The sequence below is a fragment of the Sorangium sp. So ce1504 genome (assembly GCF_051521635.1).
Taxonomy (GTDB): Bacteria; Myxococcota_A; Polyangia; order Polyangiales; family Polyangiaceae; genus Sorangium; species Sorangium cellulosum_B.
Genome location: NZ_CP150365.1, coordinates 4,308,338 through 4,328,342, shown reverse-complemented (window position 1 = coordinate 4,328,342; position 20,005 = coordinate 4,308,338). Strand labels below are relative to the sequence as shown.

Sequence of the window (20,005 nt, the reverse complement as noted above, 5' to 3'; positions counted from 1 at the left end):
GCGGCTGGCGTGCGCGCAGGAGCGCAGGATAGGTCCATGAGCACCGTAGAAGTCCCGATGCAACAAGCCGCCTCGCCCGCGCCACAGAGCGATGCGCCACATGGCACGCGCGGAGCAGATCGAGCGTTCCGCGCCATCCTGACGATGTTCGGCCTGACGGTGCTCGCGGTGCCAGCGCTGATGGTGCTGGAGCTCATCCGATCGTCGCGGCTCGCCATCGACAAGTTCGGGCTGGGGTTCCTCGGCGGGACCGTATGGGACCCTGCGCGCGAGGAGTTCGGCGCGCTCCCGTTCGTCTACGGCACGGTCGTCACCTCGCTGATCGCCATCGTGATCGCCGTCCCCGTCTCGCTCGGTCTCGCGATCTTCCTGTCGGATCTGGCCCCCCACCGGATCCGCAAGCCGCTCGGGTTCATGGTCGAGCTCCTCGCGGCGATCCCGAGCGTCGTCTACGGCTTCTGGGGCATCGCCGTGCTCCGCCCCTGGCTCCGGGACACCGTCGAGCCGGTCATCATCAAGTACTTCGGCTACATCCCCCTCTTCGAGGGCCCGCCGCTCGGCTTCGGCATGTTCGCCGCAGGCGTCATCCTCGCCATCATGATCGTCCCCACGATCACGTCGGTGTCGCGCGAGGTGATGCAGGCGGTGCCCCAGCTGCACCGCGAGGCGGCGGTCGGCCTGGGCGCGTGCGCGTGGGACACGATCCGCTACGCGGTCCTCCCCTCGGCGCGCTCGGGCATCATCGGGGCCATCATCCTCGGTCTGAACCGGGCGCTCGGCGAGACGATGGCCGTCACGATGATGATCGGCAACGTCCCGAAGGTGAGCGCGTCGATCTTCCACCCCGGCTATTCGATGGCGAGCGTCATCGCCAACGAGTTCGTCGAGGCGACCAGCGACATGTACGTATCGGCGCTGTCCAAGATCGCGCTGCTCCTCTTCGGGGTCGCCCTCCTCCTCAACCTCTTCGCCCGGTGGCTCGTGAGCTCGACCAAGAGCAAGCTGGAGAAGCGCGCATGAACAGCGACACCCCTGTCCCCGTGGCGAGCCCCACGAGCGCCCCCCGGCGCACGCTGCTCGAGCCCGCGCCCGGCGAGACGCTGCGCCGCGTACGCAGCTACTTCTTCGAAGGGCTCTGCGTGTCGAGCGCCGTCGTCGTCCTGGTCCCGCTGTTTCTGATCTTCGTCTACGTCGTCAGCAAAGGCCTTGGCGGGCTGTCCCTCGACTTCTTCACCCAGCTGCCGAAGCCCGTCGGCGACGAGCGGAGCGGCATGGGCAACGCGGTCGTCGGCACGCTCATCCTCGTCGCCATCGGCTGCGGCATCGGGTTGCCGACCGGCATCCTCGCCGGCATCTACCTGGCCGAGATCGGGCGCGGCAAGCTCGCTGCCGCCATCCGGTTCATCGCCGACGTGCTCGGCGGCGTCCCCTCGATCACCATCGGCGTGTTCGTCTACGCCCTCGTCGTGGTCACGATGAAGCGCTTCTCGGCGCTCGCGGGCGGCATCGCGCTCGCGATCGTGATGCTCCCGACGGTGACCCGCACGACGGAGGAGCTGCTCAAGCTGGTGCCCGCCCACCTCCGCGAGGCGTCGCTCGCCCTCGGCGTGCCGGAGTGGCGCACGAGCCTCCTCGTCGTGCTCCGGACCGCCTCGCCCGGGATCGGCACCGGCGTGATGCTCGCCGTGGCCCGCATCGCCGGCGAGACCGCGCCGGTGCTCCTCACCGCGCTCGGCTCATCGTACTGGAGCTTCGCCATCGACCGCCCCATCGCCTCGCTGCCGGTGCAGATCTGGCGGAACGCTACTTCGCCCTACCCGAAATGGCAGCAAGAGGCGTGGACCGGCGCCCTGGTGCTGATCGTCATCGTCTTCCTCCTGAACTTGCTCGCGCGTATCGCCACGTCGCGAAGCGTCAAGGCGCGCTAAAGGCACTCGATGAGCTCGTTTGACTCACTGCACAACAAAGTACGGTCCGGGGAACGTCGCAGCGGGCTCGACACGGACGGCATCGACAGCCGCTCCATGGAGCCAGAGGACGAGGCGCCGCCAGCCAAGATCAGCGTCACGCGGCTCAACGCCTATTTTCATAAGTTCCACGCCATCCACGACATCACGCTGAACATCCCCGACGGCCAGGTCACGGCGGTCATCGGCCCGTCCGGGTGCGGGAAGTCGACGTTCCTGCGCTGTCTCAACCGGATGCACGAGCAGGTGCCCGGGGCCTCGGCGAAGGGCTCGGTCATGATCGACGGCGTGAACATCTATGACAAAGCCGTCGACCCGGTGCGGCTGCGGCGCCGCGTCGGCATGGTGTTCCAGAAACCCAACCCGTTTCCAACGATGTCCATCCGCGAGAACGTCCTCGCCGGACACAAGCTGAACGGCATCTCCGTCAAGGATCCCACAGGCCTCGTCGAGAAGTGCCTGCGCCAGGTGGCGCTCTGGGACGAGGTGAAGGACAAGCTCGATCAGTCCGGGCTATCCCTCTCGGGCGGCCAGCAGCAGCGGCTCTGCATCGCCCGCGTCCTCGCGGTGGAGCCGGAGGTGATCCTGCTCGACGAGCCGTGCTCGGCGCTCGATCCCATCGCGACCGCGCGCGTCGAGGAGCTCATCGACGCGCTGAAAGAGCGATATACTTGCGTGCTCGTAACACACAACATGCAGCAGGCCGCGCGGTGCTCTGACTATACCGCCTTCTTCTACATGGGGGACTTGGTGGAGTTCGACAGGACCCAGACGATCTTCACCAACCCCAAGGAGAGCAAGACGGAAGACTACGTCACCGGGAAGTTCGGCTGATGGAAGCGGGGGATAGAATCATGCCGACGTCGCACACGAGCAAGGTCTACGAGCACGAGCTACGCACGCTTCGCGAGAAGCTGCTGCTCATGGGCAGCCTCGTCGAGGAGATGATCCAGAAAGGCTCGACCGCGCTCACGACGCGCGACACGGGCCTCGCCAAGGCGACGATCCGGCTCGATCGCCGGATCAACCGCCTCGAGTGCGAGGTCGACGAGCTCTGTATGAGGATCCTCGCGACGCGCCAGCCCGTCGCGTCCGACCTGCGCTTCGTCACCACGGCGCTCAAGATCGTCACCGATCTGGAGCGGGTCGGCGACCTCGTGGTGAACGTCTGCGAGCGCGTGCAGGAGCTCAACGAGGAGCCGCCGCTCGCGCCGGTGGCGGATCTGCAAGGCCTCGCGGACGAGGCGATCGAGGTGGTGCACGAGGCGCTGGACGCGCTGGTCGCCCGCGACTGCGAGCGAGCGAACCAACTGCTCACGCGCGATGACGTGATCGACGAGCACTACGCCCGCATCTTCCAGGAGGTGCTCCTCGTCATGAGCCGCGACCCGAGCACGGTGTACAGGGCCACCCGCATCCAGTCGATCGCCAAGTACCTGGAGCGCATCGCCGATCACGCGATGAACATCGCCGAGTCGGTCGTCTTCCTCGTCAAGGGGACGGACATCCGGCACCACAACCGCCTGAAGGAGAACGACCCGCTCTCCTCGCCTCCGCCGGCCGGGCTTCGCCTGCGCTAGGCGCCAGCGCCGCCCGGCCGGCGCCTGCGCTAGGGGCCAGCGCTGGCCGGAGGCGCCGTCCCACCGTGGCCGTGGGGTTCCTCGTCGCCGTGCGCGTGCCCGTGGGGCGCCTCGTGCCCGTGCTCGCCGGCGCAGCGGGCGTCCTCCCATCCGACCCAGTAGGGGCCGTCCGGCCCGTGCTCACGCTTCCAGATCGGCAGGCGCTCCTTGATGCGGTCGATGAGCAGGCGGCACCCGCGGAACGCCTCTCCCCGGTGCGGCGCGCTCGCGGCGCAGGCGACGGCGGCATCGCCGACGTGGAGCGCGCCCACCCGGTGCGTCGCGGCGACGCGCACGCCAGGGAGCTCTGCGGCGATCTCCGACAGGATCCGCTCGAGCTCGGCCTCGGCCATCGTCCCGTAGGCCTCGTACTCCAGCAGCGTGACCGAACGGCCCTCGTTGACGTCGCGCACCACGCCCAGGAACGTGGCGATGCCGCCCGCGCCAGGGTGAGACACCGCGGCGATGAGCTCGTCGAGACCGAGCGGCTCGGCGCGGATCCGGCTCACGGCGCGCTCCGCTGGAAATGGCCGGAGCGGCCCCCGCTCTTCTCGAGGAGCTTGATGTCCGAGATCACCATCTCGCGATCGATCCCCTTGAGCATGTCGTAGATCGTCAAGCACGCGGCGCTCACCGCGACCATGGCCTCCATCTCGACCCCTGTGCGATCCACCGCCTCCGCGGCGGCGGTCACCCGGATCGTCGCGGAGGGCTCGTCCACGTCGAGCGAGACCGAGACGTGCGTGAGCGCGATGCCGTGGCAGAGCGGGATGAGCTCCGGCGTGCGCTTCGCCGCCATGATCCCGGCGATCCGCGCCGCGGCCAGCACGTCGCCCTTCGGCGCGTCGTCGCGCGCGACCCGGGCGATCGTCTCGGGGCGCATCATGACGGCGCCGGACGCGACCGCGCGGCGGTGCGTGACGGGCTTGCCTTCGACAGGCACCATGCGGGCCTCGCCGCTCGGAGAGAGGTGAGTCGAGAGCGCTTCGCCCTCGCCGGGTCGATCAGGGGTTCGCGGCATCGCCCCGGAATCTGACACGGCAGCCGTGAGGACCGGAAGCCGAACGTGATCCGGTCCCGCACGGATCTGCCCGCTCCGTCAGCCGCCGATCGCGCGGATCGACACCGCGGAGGCCGTCTCTTCGGTGCAGCCCTTCCAGACCTTGCCGTCCGGCTTGAGGCGCCACGCCTCGTCCAGGCGCAGGCGGATCGCCGCGTGATCGCCGATCTTCGCCTCGCGCGAGGCGTCGACGCCATCGTCGGTGGCGAGGCACGGCCGGAGCACGCCCGTCGAGGAGACGCGCAGGCGATCACAGCTCTCGCAGAACGTGTCGCTGGTGCCCGTGATGAAGCCCACGCGGAGCGACGGATCGCGGCGAGCGCGGACGTACCTGGCCGGGCCGAGGCCGGGCTCGCCGGCCGCCTCCTCCGGGAGGAGGTGCTCGGCGAGGCGCGCCCTCATCTCGGCCGCGGTGACGAGGTGCTTGCCGACGAGCCGAGCGCCCTCGGCGATCGGCATCACCTCGAGGAAGCGCGGCACCATCCGGCGCTCCCAGGCCCACAGCGCGAGCCGCTCGATCTCGTCGTCGTTCACGCCGCGGAGGACCACCGTGTTCAGCTTGATCGGCGAGAAGCCCGCCGCGATCGCGGCGTCGATGCCGTCGAGCACCCGGGCGAGCTCGCCGCCCCGGGTCATCTCGCCGAAGCGCCCGGGATCGAGGGTGTCGATCGAGACGTTCAGCCGGTGCAGCCCGGCGGCGCGCAGCGCCCCGGCGAGCCGCGCGAGCTGCGACGCGTTCGTCGTGAGGGCCAGATCCTCGAAGCCGAGCGCGGCGAGGCACCCGACGATCGACACGATCTCGGGGTGGAGCAGCGGCTCGCCGCCGGTCAGGCGCACCCGCCGGACGCCGGCGTCGCGCAGCGCCTCGAACATGGTGCGCCAGGCGGCCGTCATGAGCTTGCCGTCGGCGTAGCCGTCATGCCGCGACGGGCGGCAGTAGGTACACGCGAAGTCGCACCGATCCGTGACCGAGATGCGCGCGCTCCGCGGCGCGGGCCCCGCGCGCTCGCCAGCTGCCTCGCGGGCGCCGTCGCGGTACGGGATCACGGCGGCGCGTCGGCCAGCGTCTCCGCCGCCGACGAGCGGCAGCGATCGCCGCCGCTGAGCCGATGCGTCGCCCGCATTGCGCGCAGGATCGAGGCCGCCGATAGAAGAAGCCATGGCGCGTCCCTCTCGGGTCCTCTCGCTAGCCGCCCGCCACCGGCGGGATCAGCGCGACCTCGTCACCGAAACCTACAGGATCGCTCGGCGTCGCATAGACGCCGTTCACCGCCACCCGGATGGATCCCTTGTAGGGGCCGAGCCCCGGATAACGAGCACAGACGTGCTCCAGGAGCTCCGCTGCGGTGCAGGGGCCAGCCAGCGGCAGCGCCACTTCTCCGGTACCCAGCACATCCCTCGCGCCAGCGAATGCAAGCACGCGTACCGCTGCATCCATCACCGCAACCTAGCATCGCTCCGCGGACCCGACACGACGAACTGCCGCCGAGCGACCTCGGGCCGCCCAGGCGCCTGACCCCTGGCCCTGGCCCCTGGCTCCTGGCCCCTGGCGAGATTCGAGTCTACCGAGCCCGGCCGGCACGGCTATCATCGGGCGGCTCACCGTCATGTCGGAAGAAGGCTTTTTACCGGGCACGATCCTGGCCGGTCGCTATCAGGTCCGCCGAGAGCTGGGCCGCGGCGGCATGGGGGTCGTCTATCTCTGCCGCGATCTCGTGATCGACGAGCGCGTGGCCGTGAAGCTGCTCGACCGGCCAGGCGCGGCGGCCCGCCCCGAGGACGCCTGGTGGTTCCAGGAGGAAGCCCGGGCGCTCGCCGGGCTCTCCCATCCGGCGCTCGTCAAGGCCCGCGACTTCGGGGCGCTCACCAACGGGACGCCGTACCTCGTGATGGACGCCGTCCCAGGTCGATCGCTCCACGAGTGGCTCTACCTCGCGCGGCTCGAGGACCCGCTGCCCTGGCCGATCATCTGGAGCGTCATCGACCAGGTGCTCGGCGCGCTGGCGCACGCGCACGCGCGCGGCGTGATCCACGGGGACCTGAAGCCGTCCAACGTCCTCGTCGATCTGCAGCACGGGGGCGAGCCGCCGCTCGTGCACGTGCTCGACCTCGGGCTGGCCTGGCTCATCCAGGACCGGGTCGATCACCGGCTCGACGGCTCCAGGGAGAGCGAACCCACGGTGCGCTGGGGCGCGGGCACCCCGGGCTGGATGGCGCCCGAGCAGATCCGCTTCGCGGCGCCCCACGTGGGACCGCCGACGGACCTCTACGCGCTCGGCTGCATCCTCTACGCCCTGCTCGCCGGCGGCGAGGTCTACGACGGCAACAACGACGAGCTCCTCCAGCAGCACCGGAGCGCGTCGATCCCGGACCTGCCGCTCCCCCCGCCGGTGCCGGGCGACGTCGCGAAGTTCGCGAAGCGGCTGCTCGCGAAGCGGCCCTGGCACCGCTTCGACTTCGCGGGCGACGCGCGGCGGGTGTGGAAGCGGTTCGAGCCGCGCAACAACGCGAACGTGACCGCGACGCCGCTGCCGATCGCCCTCCTGACGAGCGGCCGTCTGCCCCCGAGCCGCAAGGAGCTGCTCACGCCCGAGCTCATCGAGCCTCCAGACGACGACCCGCCGCCCTCCGTGACGACCACCGGGCTGCTCGCGCTCCGGCCGAGCCCGTTCGTCGCGCGGACCGGGGAGCGGGCGCGGCTCATGGAGGTCGTGGCCGAGATGGTCGACGCGCCGAAGGCGATGCACCGGTTCGTCCTGCTCGCGGGCGAGGCCGGCGTCGGCAAGAGCCGGCTGGCCGAGTGGCTCTGCGAGGAGGTCCACGAGCGGGCGCTCATGGTGCCGCTCCGCGCGCGCTACCGGCGCATCGCGGCGCCGCTCGACGGCGTGCTCGGCGCGGTGACCCAGCACTACCGGCTGGAGCGGGCCGAGCGCGAGATCGTCGAGAAGGTGCTGATGAACCTCTGGGAGGTCCCGCCCGAGGACGAGGTCGGCAAGACGTGGGTCGCGGCGACCGCCGAGTGGATCAAGCCGTCGCCCCCGGGGAGCGAGGCGGTCGGCCCGACGGGGAAGCGCTTCCGCCTGGATCGCCCCGAGCTCCGCTGGCTGATCATCCGCAAGACGCTGGAGAGGATCGGCCGGGACCGGCCGGTGCTGCTCTGGCTCGACGACCTGCACTACGCCTCGTCGACGACGTTCGAGGGGCTCCTCACGCTCCACCGCGACGCGCCGAACCTGGGCCTGCTCGTCGTGGCGACCGTCAGGAGCGAGGCGGTCGAGTGCGATCCGGTGGCGGCGAGGCGGATCGAGGGGGCGCTCGCGGCCTACGTCGGGGAGCGGCTCGACGTCGCCCCGCTGAACCCCACGCAGACGCACGCGCTGCTCCGGGAGACGCTTCCGCTCGACGACGCGGCGGCCGAGGCGGCGACGGCCCGCAGCAAGGGGAACCCGCTCTTCGCGCTGCAGCTGCTGCACGCGTGGGCGGGCGGCGGGCACCTCCAGCTCCGCGCGGGCAAGTACTTCGTGCCGAGGGCGTCGATGGCCGTGCAGGCGGCGACGACCGCCGACCTCTGGGAAGAGCGCCTCGCGGCGCTGCCCGAGGAGCTCCGCACCGGCGCGCGCGCCGCCGCCGCGCTCGGCGGCGACATCCGGCGCGAGATCCTGCGCGCGCTGCTCACCTCGCTCGATATCTCGGCGGACCGGGCGATCGCGTCCATGCAGCGCGCCCAGATCCTCCTCGCCGTGGGCGATCGCCTGCGCTGGCCGCACGCGCTGCTCCAGGAGCACCTCCTCTCGCAGCTCTTCCTCGAGCCGGACGCGGCCCGCGTGTTCCGCGCCGCCGCCGACGCGCTCGGGGCGCACCCGGCCGCGTCGAGCCGCCGCATCCTCCGGCACCGGGTCGTCAGCCTCCTGCGCGCCGGCGACACCGACGAGGCCGCGGCGCTCATGCACGCGCACGTGGCGGCGCACTGGCAGAGCTCGCGCGACATCGCGGCGACGCTCCGCGATCTCGCCGTGCTCGACGGCAAGCTGCCCGGGGGGAGCGACTCGCGCCCGGGCCTCCGGGGCGGGGTGGACGCGCGGCCCGTGCTGACGGGGACGCGCCTCGGGACGCAGCTGCGCTTCCGCGGCGAGGCGCTGCGGCTGGCGGGGAGGCTCGACGAGGCGCGGCGCGACGCGGAGGACGCGCGGCGCATCTTCGAGCAAGCCGGCGACCGCGAGAACCAGGCGCACTGCCTGCGCCTGCTCGGGCACATCGCGTCGGACCTCGGCGCGGAGGCGCAGGGCCGGCGGCTCGTGGCGCGGGCGCACGCGATCTTCGACGAGATCGGCCACGGCCACGGGCAGGCGCAGTGCGAGGTGCTGCTCGGCGAGATCGACTACCTGCTCGGCGAGCACGCGCGGGCGCGGGCGGTGCTCGCGTCCGGGGCGTCGAGGTTCATGGACGTCGGCGATCGGCTCGGCCGAGCGCAGTGCCTGCTGCTGCAGAGCATGGTCGAGCAGGCCGGGGCGACCTCGGACGCGGCGCGCGCGCTGCTCACGACCGCGCACGCCGATTTCGACGCCATCGGCTACCGGCTCGGGCTCGCGCAGTGCGACCTCGCGCTGTCGCACTCGGACCACCGCGCCGGCAACTTCGAGGCGGCGCGCTCGGGCGCGCTCGGGGCGCGGCAGAGCTTCCGCGACGTCGCGAACCCGCGCGGCGAGGCCGGGTGCGAGCGCCTGCTCTCGATGGTGGCCCTCGACGCGGGCGCGCCGGAGCTCGCCGAGGAGCACGCGCTCGCCGCCGGCAGGCTCTTCGAGCGGCTCGGGGATCCGTGGGGCCTGGTGGAGGCGCGGCTGCTCTTCGCGCAGATCGCGCTCCACCGCGGGGAGGCGGAGCTCGCTCGCGAGCACCTGATGGCGTGCGAGGCGGTGGCGCTCGCGGAGGCGGAGCCCCGGCAGCACCGGCACCTGACGCTCGCCTGGCTCGCGTACCACGAGGGGCGCTTCCACGAGGCGGCGCGCGAGCTCGACGCGGCGCGCGCGGCCTTCAAGGACAGCCGCACCGGAGACCACACGCCGCAGCTCCTCGAGCGCTTCGCGCGGATGGGCTGGCCCAAGCCGGCGGGGGCGCGGATCAGCGGCTGGATGCGCACCCTCGAGAACACCTGAGGCGGAGTCCGGAGACGGGGAGCACCCGCGCACGGCAACTCCCCCCCACGAGAGCTTTCCAAGGGGATCAGAGGCCGTCGATAGCTGACGTTCTCACGAGCTGCGTCGCCGAGCGGGGCTCACCCGCACAGGAGACGGGTCCAGATCGGCGTTTTCGGCGCGCAAGCGCACTCCCGTGCGCTGAGCACCGAAAACGCCGAGATGGGCCCGTATCCGAAGCGGGTGAGCCCCGCTCAAAGAGGGAGCCAGAAGTCGGGGCCGAAGAGTCGGCGCGCGTCCTCGATGGTGCGGAGGGCACGCGGTAGATCGAGCTTCGCTTGGTGCTCGGCCAGCTGCACGACGTAGGGGATCCAGAGCGGCCTGCAGACGACGAGCGCGGCGAGGTGGAACTCCGCCTCCTCGGTCTGGCCGAGATCCATCGCTACGCGCGCCAGGAGGCTGTGCACCGGGACGGGCGACCCGAGCGGCGCGATGGCCGTGGCGCAGCGCCGCACGCTCTCCGCGGCCTCCTCGCTGGGGTGCCGCCGGAACTCCTGGAACGTCTCCTCGAGCTCGTGCTCGTCGCTCACCTGCTCCGGCAAGTGCTGCGCGACGAGCGCCTTCCAGTGATCGACGAACGGCAGATCGGCGAGGGCGCTCGAGCTGTCGGCGTGGGCAAGGAGCATATCGGCCTCCTTCCAGTCGCCAGCCTCTCGGGCGAACTCGAGCCCCGAGACGACCCGAGCCTCTTCGTGGAGCCCAGGCTCCTTCGTCAGGAGCCAGCGCTGCCAGTAGAGCGCGCCCCGGAAGGCCACGCGCGCGAGCGGCTCTTTGTCGTCCGCACGCATCTGCAGCGCCATGTCCAGGAGCGCACCCTTGTGCCGCTGCACGTCGTCGACGACGAGGCTCGCTGGCCAAGCACAGAGCCCGCACGCCTCGGAGATCATCGCACCCCCCCCTCGCACCGCGCGAGAGCTGCCTGCCGACAGGCAGCGCAGAAGGAACCCCCCCGCGATACAGACCAACGCTACCACGGCGCCCGCGGCACGCGAGAGGTCGTCGCCAGCGGGTGGCAGGCAGACAACATCGACGAAGATAACAGCGCTCGAATGCCACCGCCCGAGCGGCCTGCACCGGGACGGATCCCGGACCAGGGAGACGACGACAACAACCCCCCGCGCCGAGCCGCTCGCGGGCTCATGGACCTCGATCTCCACCGAGGCTTCCTGCACAATGCGCCGCTGGCGGCAGCGGCAGAGAGGGGGTGTCGGCGGCCGCTCGAGGTGCTGATTGGCGATCGAGATCGAGAGGACAACGCGGCGGCACGGCGCTCCTGACCCCCTGCGGCGCCCACGATGAGCCAGCCTGATCTGCACCGCGCCGCATTCGATGCGGCCGAAGACGCGATCCTCCTCCTGGAGAACGGCCGCGTGATCGACGCCAACCCGAGCGCGATCCGGCTGCTCGCGGGATCCGCGGACGGCCTCGTCGGACGGGAGCTCGCGGACCTCGCGCCGCTCCTGCAGCCCGACGGACAGGCCTCCGCCGAACGCCTCGCGCAGCGGCTCGACGCGGCGGGCCGGGGCGAGCCGCAGCGGTTTCGGTGGCTCTACCGGCGCCCGGGCGGGGACTTCATCCAGGCCGACACGCAGATCGCGCGGCTCGCCCTCGCTGACCGCGCAGGGCCGATCCTGCGCGCGGTCGTGCGCGAAGAGGACAAGGAGCAGCGGCGGCTCTACGCGCTCGCCGTCGACATGCTCGGCGCCGCGACGCTCGACGGGCGGTTCAAGGAGCTCAGCCCCTCGTGGGAGCGCACGCTCGGGTTCAGCCGCCAGGAGCTGATGGCGCGGCCCTACCTCGAGTTCATCCACCCCGAGGACAAGGCGCGCACCCTCTCGGAGACAGACACGTTCTCGACGGGCGCGCAGACGATCACCTACGAGAACCGCTTCCTCTGCAAGGACGGCTCGTACCGGTGGCTCGAGTGGAACGCGATGCTCGCGCTCGACGAGGGGCTCGTCTACTTCGTCGCCCGCGACGTCACGCGGCGCAAGACCGCCGAGATTTCGCTCCGTGAGTCCGAGGAGAAGCTGCGGGCGCTGTACGACGGCATCCCGCACTACCTCGTCGTCGTCGACAAGGGCGCGCGCATCGTCTCGGTGAACCGGCCGTATCCCGGGGTCCGGGAGGAGAGCATCATCGGCCGGAGCCTCTACGATTTCACGTCGCCGGAGTACCACGACACGGTGAGGGAGGCGCTCCAGACGGTGCTCCGGGAGGGAGGCCGCGCGAGCTACGAGGTGGTCGGCCTCGGGGTGAACGGCGGGCGGGCGTGGTACGCGAACCACGTCAGCGCGATCCGGGGGGTGGACGAGGTCACGAACGCGCTCATCGTGGGGGAGAACATCACCGAGCGCCGGCGCGCCGAGGAGCAGCGCCGGGAGAGCGAGGCGCGCTTCCACGCGGCCGTCGAGGCCAGCATGGACGCGTTCCTCACGCTGGCCTCCCGCCGCGACGACAGCGAGGAGATCGCCGACTTCGTGATCACGGGGCTCAACGCGCGCGCCGCGACGATGCTGTCGTCGATGCCGCGCGAGCAGCTCCTCGGTCAGCGCCTCTCGGAGCTCGTCCACTCGGTCGAGGCCGGCGTCCTCCGCGAGCGGTGCCTGCGCTGCCTCCGGAAGGGGGCGCCGATCGAGGAGGAGATCCGCCTGCCCGCGCCGAACGCCCAGGCGTCGCGCCCGAGCGTCTGGGTGCACCACCAGATCGTGCCGATCCAGGGCGGCGTCGCCGTGACGATGCGGGACACCACCGAGCGCAAGCGGCTCGAAGATCAGCTGCGCCAGTCGATCGAGCGCCTCGAGGTGTACGCCGAGGAGCTGGAAGGCAAGAACCGGATGCTCTCCGCGGAGAACGCCGAACGCGAGCGGACCGCGAGCGTCCTGCGCCAGCAGCAGGAGGCGATCCGCGCGCTGTCGACGCCGATCATCCAGGCGTGGGAGGGCGTCCTCGTGCTGCCGATCATCGGCGCGCTCGACCGCGTCCGGGCCACGGACGTCATGGAGAAGCTGCTCGGGGAGATCGTCCGCACGCAGGCCCACTTCGCCGTGCTCGATCTGACCGGCGTGGAGGACGTGGACACGCCGACGGTCGACCACCTGTTCCAGGTGGCCCGGGCCGCGAGCCTGCTCGGCAGCCGCTGCCTCGTCTCCGGGATCTCCCCCGGGGTCGCGCAGGCCATCGTGACGCTCGGCAGCGACGCGCGGACGCTCGAGACCTTCGGCGCGCTGGAGGACGCCCTGCGCCACGCGCTGATCGTGTCCGGCGCCCGGCTGCCGAGCGCGCGCGGCAAGGCGCGGTAGCGGCGGCCTCCCTACGCGTCGTCGGCCGCGAGCTCGTCGTGGAGCTCCCGGGCGCGCGCCGCGTGGCGCACCGCCGCGGCGCCCTCGCCCATCGCGGCGGCGTGCGCCGCGGCGCGGTCGTACGCCGCCGCGGCCGCCCGCAGATCGCCGCCCCGCTCGTAGTGATGGGCGAGGAGGGCGGCCCCCTCGTCGCGCGCCTCCACGCTCGACGCGCGGTGCTCGATCCAGTCGGCGACGAGCAGGTGGATCCGCCGGCGGATCTTGAGGCTCAGCATCTCGTAGGCGACCTCGCACGTCGCCTGCTCCACGAAGACGTACTCGCGCTCGCCGGGGAACGACGCGGGGGAGCGGAGCCGGATCAGCTGGCGCTCGCAGAGGCGCGCGAGCAGCTCGGCGGTGGACGCGCTGCCCCCGTGGCGCACCGAGAACGGCGGATCGAGATCCTGGAGCTCCGCGAGGATGCGCTCGCTCGACATCGGCGAGCGCGCCTGCGGGGCGTCGTTCCGGAGCCGCTCGACCGCGCCCTCCCAGAAGGTCCGGCCGACGACCGCCGCCTGCGCGAGGAGGCCGCGCGCGCCTTCGTCCAGGCGGTCGAGGCGCGCCTGGACCACGCCGTGCACCGCCGGCGGCAGGCTCAGCGCGCCGAGCGCGTCGTCACGGACGTGCCACGCGCCGTCCTGGGCCTCGATGGCGCCGGCGTCCACGAGGAGGTGGAGGGTCTCCTCCACGGTTCGCGGGTTGCCCTCGGAGCGCTCGGCGATCGCGCGCACGAGCTCGTGGTCGAGCGCGGAGGCGCCGCGGAGCCGATCCCGGATCATCTCCTCCGCGTGCCGCCGCGCGAGCGGCGACGCGTCGACGCGGACGTACGCTTCCTTCCCGACGCCCCAGTCCGGGCGGCGCTCGTAGAGCTCGGGGCGCGCGGTGCACACCATGCAGAGCGGCAGCCCCTCGGCGTGCGCCACGAGCTCCTCGACGAGGTCGAGCGTCGCGTCGTCGGCCCACTGCAGGTCGTCGCACACGATCACCATCGGCGTCCGCTCGAGCGCGAAGGCGACGAGGAGCGCGAGCGCGGAGGCGATCCGGCGCCTCGCCAGCACGCTGCCGCGCGCCGCGGCCTCGAGGAGCCCGGCGGGCGCAGGCCGCGCGCCAAGGATGGCCGCCAGCCGGGCGAGGATCTCCTCGAGGTCGCTGCCCCCGCTCGGCCTCGACAGCGAGGGGGACGGATCGAGCTCGTCGTCGTCCTCGTACCGCGCCGCCCCGGCTCCCCTGCGCCCGCTGACGGTCGAGCTGATCGGCCCTCGGAGCGGGACGGACGACGCGCGGGTCACGATGGGCGACGCGCCCCCGAGCGCGGCGGCCCTGGCCCCCGCGCCGGCGGCCTCCCGCTCGGCGCGGACGCGGGCGCGCGCGGCGCGCAGCCGGATCCAGCGCAGGCCGCGGCGCAGCTTGCGCAGGATGACCTGGGCCGGATCGGCCTCGTGGATCCCGAACCAGCGGCGGAGCAGCGCGCCGGCCAGGCCATAGCTCGAATCCTGCGCGAGCGCCGAGCACTGCGCCGACAGGACGAGCAGCCCCCCGGGCGGCGCGAGCGCGTACCCTCGCTCCGAGGAGGGCGCGCCGCCTCCGGCGCCGCCGTCGCGGAGGCCCGCCAAGAGCTCTGCGAGCATCCGCGTCCGTCCCACGCCGGGCGCGCCGACCAGCGTGATGAGGCGCGGCCGCCGCTCGTGGAAGGCGGTCTCGACGAGATCACACAGGCGCTGCATCTCCGCGCCGCGCCCGACGAGGCGCGTCGAGAGCCCATGGAAATCGGGCGGCACGAACGCGTGGTGGAGCGGCGCCTCGCCGAGCACCCGGTAGATCGGCGGCGCCGCGCCGTGCGCGGTGGACGCCGGCGGCGCCCGGACCGCGCCGGCGCTCGCGCCCGCGTCGATCGGCTCGACGTGGAAGCGCCCGAGGACGAGGCGGTGGGTGTCGCGGCCGATCACGATCGCGCCGCGCGGCGCGAGCTGCTGCAGGTGCCCCGCGCCGTCGACCGCGTCGCCGATGACGGCGAGATCTTGCCGCGCCGAGCCCCCGGCGCCGACGAAGGCCCGCCCCGTCGCGATCCCGAACCGCACCGAGAGGCGGACCGATCGCGCAGCGCGCGGCAGCGTGAGGCGCGGGATCGCGGCCTGCGCGCCGAGCGCCGCGACGATCGCTCGCTCGGCGTCGCTGTCCGTCGAGCGAGGGACGCCGAAGACCGCCATGACGCGCCCGCCGATCGGCCGCTCGACGATCCCGTGCAGCTGCTCGACGTGCTCCGCGAGCACCTGATAACAGCGGTCGACGACGTCCTTGACGTCCTCGGGATCGAGCCGCGACGAGAGCGCGGTCGCCTCGGACAGATCGGCGAACAGGACGGTGCAGACCCGGTGCTCACCGCCCTCGAACGGCAGCGCGGCCCGGGTCCGCGGCGAGCCGCGATCGGAGCTCACGCTCCCCCTCATGCCGCTGCTGTCCGGCGCCCGCCACGGCGTCGACGACGGCGGCAGCGACGGCGGCGGGACGGACAGCGCCGGCGGCGGCGGCAGCGGCGGCAGGTGGACGGCGGCGAGGTCGAGCAGCCCGTCATCCGCGTCGTCGTTCGCGTCGCCCGGGCCGAAGGCGGGCGCGCGCAGGGTGTCGCGCGCCACGACGACGACGCTGGAGCGGTGGGCGGCCTCCAGGGCGGCCCACATCTCGCCGAGGTTGTGGAACCGCTGCGAGGGGTTGATCGCGAGCGCGCGGCCGAGGACCGCCTCGACGTCGGCGTTCGCGTTCACCCCGCGGGCGCGGAAGCTCGGCCGGATCGCCTCGTCGCTCGAGGCGACGAAGAGCTGGATGACGTCGCCGCCCGAGAGGGCGGGCTGACCGCTCGCGACCTCGACGAGGATGAGGGCCATCGCATAGACGTCGGTCCAGGGCCCTGTCGCGCCGAACCGCGGGCTGAACTGCTCGGGCGCGCCGTACTGCGGCGTGAAGGCGCGGAACGTTCGTCCCGTCTGGACGAGCGCCTCTGCGAACGTCGGCGTCTCGGAGAAGACCTTGGCGAGCCCGAAGTCGAGCACCTTCATGCGGTCGCCGAGCAGGAACAGGTTGGCCGGCTTGACGTCGCGGTGAGACACGTTCTCGTCGTGGGCGACGGCGAGGGCGGAGGCGACGGGCGCGAGGAGCCGGATCGCGTCGCCGAGGCTCCTCGACGGGAGCTTCTCGGCGCTGCGGCGCTTGAGATCCTGCTCGAGCGTCTCGCCCTCCAGCCACTCCATGACGATGTACGGCGTCCATGGCCCCTTCGGAGCGGCGGCGGCGCCGATGTCGAGCGCCTGGACGATGCCCATCGTCCGGCGTGAGAGCTGGTGGAGCAGGCGCGCCTCCTCGCGGAACTTGGCGAGGAAACCGTCCTGCTGGTCAGGGCTTAGACCCGCGGGGATCTTGAGACATTTGACGGCGACCGGCGAATCGAAGCCGAGGTGCCGGGCCCGGTAAACGACGCCGAACGCTCCCTCGCCCGCCAGCGCCTCGACGGCGAACTGGCCGTCGATGATCGACCCCACCCAGCCGAACGGGTCGCTGGCCTGCATCGTTGCCTAGGCTACCTGTTGCGCCGAACCCCGAGCAAGAGAAGCAATGGCCGCGGGCGAGGGGATGTGCGAGGCGGGGCGCGCGTGGGGCCCCGCCGAACTCGCGGCTCCAAGGAGGAAAAAGGGCCATGACGGCCGCAGCGGGCGACTGGCATGGAGCCATCTCCGCTAGCCGGGTAACGGAGGCAGGAGATGCGAGCTCGACAGCACCGCTCCCCCTACATGCGCGCCATGGCGGTGAGCAGCCGCCCGGCGGCGCAAACGCGCCGCGCTCAACGCAAGTTCGCCATCGCGATGACCTGTCGGCCCAGGACACCAACCATAGAAGAGAGACGTTCGCCCAGCAGCCCAGGACTCCTGCCCAGCAACCGGAGGAGCTCCGACAGCAAATCAAGCGCAGCCGCTCCCGGCCATCCTGCCAACGAACGCTACGCGCTCCCCGCGCTGCCGGACGCGCGCCGCATCGCTTCGCCGTCGACCGCCGCGGACGGCGGCGCCATCCTGAACGCATGAACTTCCTGCTTCATCGCCACCTCGCCGCGCGCGACCTCGGCTCGGCCGCCGCGGGTGCGGCGGCGATGCTCCCGGACCTCTGGCGCATGGCCGACCGGCGCGTCAGGCCCTCCCGCGCGCCCGATCGCCCCGCCGCCCCGCCGCCCCGCCTCGCCGAGGTGCTGGCCGGCATCGACCACCACGTCGCCGTCGACCGCTGGTTCCACGCCGCCCCCGTCTTCGTGGAGGGCGAACGCCGCCTCGCCGCCGCGTTGCGCGCCGCCTCGCTCGGCGCGCCGCGGCTCGCGCTCTTCGCCCACGTGCTCTGGGAGATGTGCCTCGACGGCGCGCTCGTCCGCAGGATCGGCCTCGCGCCCCTCCTCGACGACCTCCGCGCCGGCCTCGAGGCCATCGACGGCGCCCCGACCGAGGCCGCCGCCTCGATCCACCACTTCCAGCAGCGCGCCCCCTCCCCCGCCGGCGCCCTCGCCGATCGCGCCGCCTTCGAGTCGCGGCTCCGTCGCATCTGCGACGAGCTCACCCGCGGCCCCTGGATCGCCGGCTACCAGGACGGCGCCGGCCTCGTTCTTCGCCTCTCAGGCGTGCGCGCGCGCTTCGGCATGCCCCCCTTCACCCCGGACCAGCACGCCCGCCTGGCCGCGCTCCTCGACGCCCTCGCCGTCTCCGCAGACGAGGCGCTGATCGACCTCATCCACACCGCGCCCATGCACTGAAGCGCCCCCTCGTCCCTCATTCATCAATGACGACGCCCGCCTCACTCACTCGTGGACGATGATTGTGGTTCCTTCGCCCAGCTCCTCGCCTGTGTTGATCGCGTGCCATCCGGGCGGCACCGGGGGATCGGTCCACAGGAACAGCCGGTGGGCGTCGATGGGCGCCAGGTTGATGCAGCCGTGGCTGCGCGGCGTGCCGAAGACGTCGTGCCAGTACGCTGCGTGGAGCGCGTAGCCGCTCGCGAAGTACTGGATGTACGGCACGTCCTTGAGGGCGTAGGTCCCCTCGCCTCGGCGCCGCGTCACGCCGTACTCCCCGTCGCCCTTCCGGGGGACCACCTTCTCGCCTGCCGCGGGCTTCGCCGCCGCGCTCGCGCCGGGCTTCTTCGAGGCGCGCTCCTTCGAGGAGCCGCCCTTCTCCGGCTTCGCGCCGCGCGAGGCCGACGGCGCGTCGGCGGTCGTCTCCGCGCGGCCGCCGACGCTCGACGACTCGTTCGAGTCCATCGTCGCCGTGATGTGCTTGTTGCGGATGCGGAAGACGCCGCGCACCGTCGCGGTCGTGGTCTTGGGATCGGCCACCCCGGCCTGGCCGGTCGAGACCAGCGTGGCGTAGACCGGGCGCTTGCCCTCCCAGAGGACCAGCGTCTGGTGCGTGATCGACACCTCGATCCACTTCTCGCCCTTCTCGGCGACCTCAGGCCACGCCGACGGCGCGACCGCGATCCCGACGTCCAGCTGGCTCACGTACCGCTGGTCCCGGGTGCGGTAGTACTTCACGCCCTCGATCCGGCGCATCCTGCCGGTCAGCGGGACGATGTCCCGGAACGGCAGCTCCTTGCCCGGCGTCGCCTTGTCGCCCTGGATCTGGACGTCGCGAGCGCCCCGCGCGCGGACGAAGGCGAGCGGCAGCGTGAGCGCATCGGTCAGCTCGACGCCGTGCCAGGGAGAGCCGGTGTCGGGCTTGATCTTCGTCGCAGGCGCGAGCCGCAGATCGGTCGTGATCGCGAAACGCCGGCTCAGCGCCTCCGGTCCGGTCGCGAACGATCCGATCAGCGACAGCCCGGTGAAGCGCCGCGCGCGATCGGCGAAGACCGCGTAGTCCGGGACCTTGAAGTCGCTGATGTTGCGGATGAGGCGCTTGCCGCCCTCGAGCCAGAACGGGATCGGGTCGCCGTCCCCTTCCCCGCCGAGCAGCGCGCCCTCGCCGAGCTCGAGCGAGTTCTTCCCCAGGCCGAGCTCGCCGAGCTGCTTGCCCGGAAGCGGCACGCCGCGCGCGTCGATCGCCACGTCGTTCGCGCCGAGGATGACCCGCTGCACGGTCGCTTTGTTCTCCTCGAACCACGACAGGTGCTCGTCGAGCTTGAACTCCGATTTGCGCTGCTCCTCGGCGGTGGGGACGCGCAGGTAGAGCGGCAGCACCGCGCGGACGAAGGCGTACCGGTACGGGAGCGCGGTCCTCAGGTTCGGCCCGGGGCCGGCGGCCTTGAGGATCGGGTCGTTCAGGTCGAGCGTCGCCTCCTCACCCACGCAGAGGTAGCCGCTGGGCTCGATCGCGTACCAGCCGCCCGGACAGCCCGCGGTGCCGGCGGGCTCGGCGGAGCGGGGCACCCTGGAGCCGACGCGCAGGTACCCGAGCTTCTTCGACGTGTCGCGCGGCTCCTTGTAGACGGTCGCCACGAAGGCCGTCACGCCGAGCAGCGGCTTGTCGCTCGGCGGCCACGCGGGCGCCACGAGCTCCGCGGGCGCGGCCTGTCCGTCGATCGCCGCGAGCTCCGCGGGGGCCGCGTCAGCGCCCGCAGGGGCCGCGGCCCCCGCGTCCGCCGGGACGTCCGCGGGCTTGCGACAGCCGCACGCCGCCGCCGTGAGCGCCGCGAGGTGCGCGAGACAGAGAGCGAGGCGCGCCGCGCGCCGCGCGCCGTGAGGCTTCCCGGAGGACAGCAGGGCGCCCATGCGGGCGTACTTGCCAAAATCGGCGCGCGACGAAAAGCCCAAAACACGCGGCTGGCGCGGGCCGGCGCTGGTTCCTCGGGGCTCCGCCCC

Annotated in this window: 14 protein-coding genes; 7 read left to right on the top strand and 7 right to left on the bottom strand. The window is 72.4% G+C overall.

The genetic code is table 11. From position 1 onward, the window contains the following. Positions 1-36 precede the first annotated feature (36 nt). Genes pstC through phoU form a run of 4 tightly spaced genes read left to right on the top strand, consistent with a single transcriptional unit; the run spans position 37 to position 3,547 of the window. A complete protein-coding gene (gene pstC, locus WMF39_RS16350) occupies positions 37-1,020 on the top strand; it encodes a phosphate ABC transporter permease subunit PstC (protein ID WP_437746423.1) in 984 nt (327 codons plus the stop codon). Beyond that, positions 1,017-1,928, top strand: coding sequence for a phosphate ABC transporter permease PstA (gene pstA / locus WMF39_RS16345; protein ID WP_437746422.1), 912 nt, complete (start codon positions 1,017-1,019; stop codon positions 1,926-1,928). The genes pstC and pstA overlap by 4 nt, the downstream gene beginning before the upstream one ends. 9 nt (positions 1,929-1,937) lie before the next feature. Continuing rightward, entirely contained in the window at positions 1,938-2,801 is an 864-nt protein-coding gene (gene pstB, locus WMF39_RS16340; protein ID WP_437746421.1) for a phosphate ABC transporter ATP-binding protein PstB, read from the top strand. 20 nt (positions 2,802-2,821) lie between these two features. Next, the gene (phoU, locus tag WMF39_RS16335; RefSeq protein WP_044964959.1) at positions 2,822-3,547 is read left to right on the top strand and encodes a phosphate signaling complex protein PhoU; all 726 of its coding nucleotides are present in this window, start codon (positions 2,822-2,824) and stop codon (positions 3,545-3,547) included. 29 nt (positions 3,548-3,576) lie between these two features. On the opposite strand, the gene WMF39_RS16330 is transcribed toward phoU, so the two are convergent. From WMF39_RS16330 to WMF39_RS16315, 4 genes are all read right to left on the bottom strand, one after another. Further along, positions 3,577-4,095 carry a molybdenum cofactor biosynthesis protein MoaE gene (locus WMF39_RS16330; RefSeq protein WP_437746420.1) on the bottom strand — a complete coding sequence of 173 codons (519 nt, stop codon included), beginning with the start codon at positions 4,093-4,095 and terminating at the stop codon, positions 3,577-3,579. Continuing rightward, positions 4,092-4,607, bottom strand: a complete 516-nt coding sequence (moaC, locus tag WMF39_RS16325; protein ID WP_044964956.1) for a cyclic pyranopterin monophosphate synthase MoaC — start codon at positions 4,605-4,607, stop codon at positions 4,092-4,094. Before moaC ends, WMF39_RS16330 begins: the two co-directional genes overlap by 4 nt. A 78-nt stretch (positions 4,608-4,685) precedes the next feature. Beyond that, positions 4,686-5,807, bottom strand: a complete 1,122-nt coding sequence (locus tag WMF39_RS16320) for a GTP 3',8-cyclase MoaA (protein WP_437746419.1) — start codon at positions 5,805-5,807, stop codon at positions 4,686-4,688. 25 nt (positions 5,808-5,832) lie between these two features. After that, positions 5,833-6,084 carry a MoaD/ThiS family protein gene (locus WMF39_RS16315; RefSeq protein ID WP_276597196.1) on the bottom strand — a complete coding sequence of 84 codons (252 nt, stop codon included), beginning with the start codon at positions 6,082-6,084 and terminating at the stop codon, positions 5,833-5,835. Between the two features lie 169 nt (positions 6,085-6,253). On the opposite strand from WMF39_RS16315, the gene WMF39_RS16310 reads away from it, so the two are divergent. After that, positions 6,254-9,799, top strand: a complete 3,546-nt coding sequence (locus WMF39_RS16310) for a protein kinase domain-containing protein (protein ID WP_437746418.1) — start codon at positions 6,254-6,256, stop codon at positions 9,797-9,799. A 233-nt stretch (positions 9,800-10,032) separates the two neighbouring features. On the opposite strand, the gene WMF39_RS16305 is transcribed toward WMF39_RS16310, so the two are convergent. Further along, on the bottom strand, positions 10,033-10,725 hold the full coding sequence (locus WMF39_RS16305) for a hypothetical protein (RefSeq protein ID WP_437746417.1): 693 nt from the start codon (positions 10,723-10,725) through the stop codon (positions 10,033-10,035). A 408-nt stretch (positions 10,726-11,133) separates the two neighbouring features. Between WMF39_RS16305 and WMF39_RS16300 the strand changes: the two genes are divergently transcribed. Beyond that, positions 11,134-13,140: a PAS domain S-box protein gene (locus tag WMF39_RS16300; RefSeq protein WP_437746416.1), complete on the top strand. Its 2,007-nt coding sequence runs from the start codon at positions 11,134-11,136 to the stop codon at positions 13,138-13,140. A gap of 11 nt (positions 13,141-13,151) precedes the next feature. Here the strand turns inward: WMF39_RS16300 and WMF39_RS16295 are convergent, their stop codons facing one another. Next, positions 13,152-16,739, bottom strand: a complete 3,588-nt coding sequence (locus WMF39_RS16295; RefSeq protein ID WP_437746415.1) for a protein kinase domain-containing protein — start codon at positions 16,737-16,739, stop codon at positions 13,152-13,154. 509 nt (positions 16,740-17,248) lie between these two features. Between WMF39_RS16295 and WMF39_RS16290 the strand changes: the two genes are divergently transcribed. Continuing rightward, complete coding sequence (locus WMF39_RS16290) at positions 17,249-17,965, top strand: hypothetical protein (RefSeq protein ID WP_437746414.1); 717 nt, start codon at positions 17,249-17,251, stop codon at positions 17,963-17,965. A gap of 45 nt (positions 17,966-18,010) precedes the next feature. On the opposite strand, the gene WMF39_RS16285 is transcribed toward WMF39_RS16290, so the two are convergent. After that, the gene (locus WMF39_RS16285; protein WP_437746413.1) at positions 18,011-19,915 is read right to left on the bottom strand and encodes a L,D-transpeptidase; all 1,905 of its coding nucleotides are present in this window, start codon (positions 19,913-19,915) and stop codon (positions 18,011-18,013) included. Between the last annotated feature and the right edge of the window lie 90 nt (positions 19,916-20,005).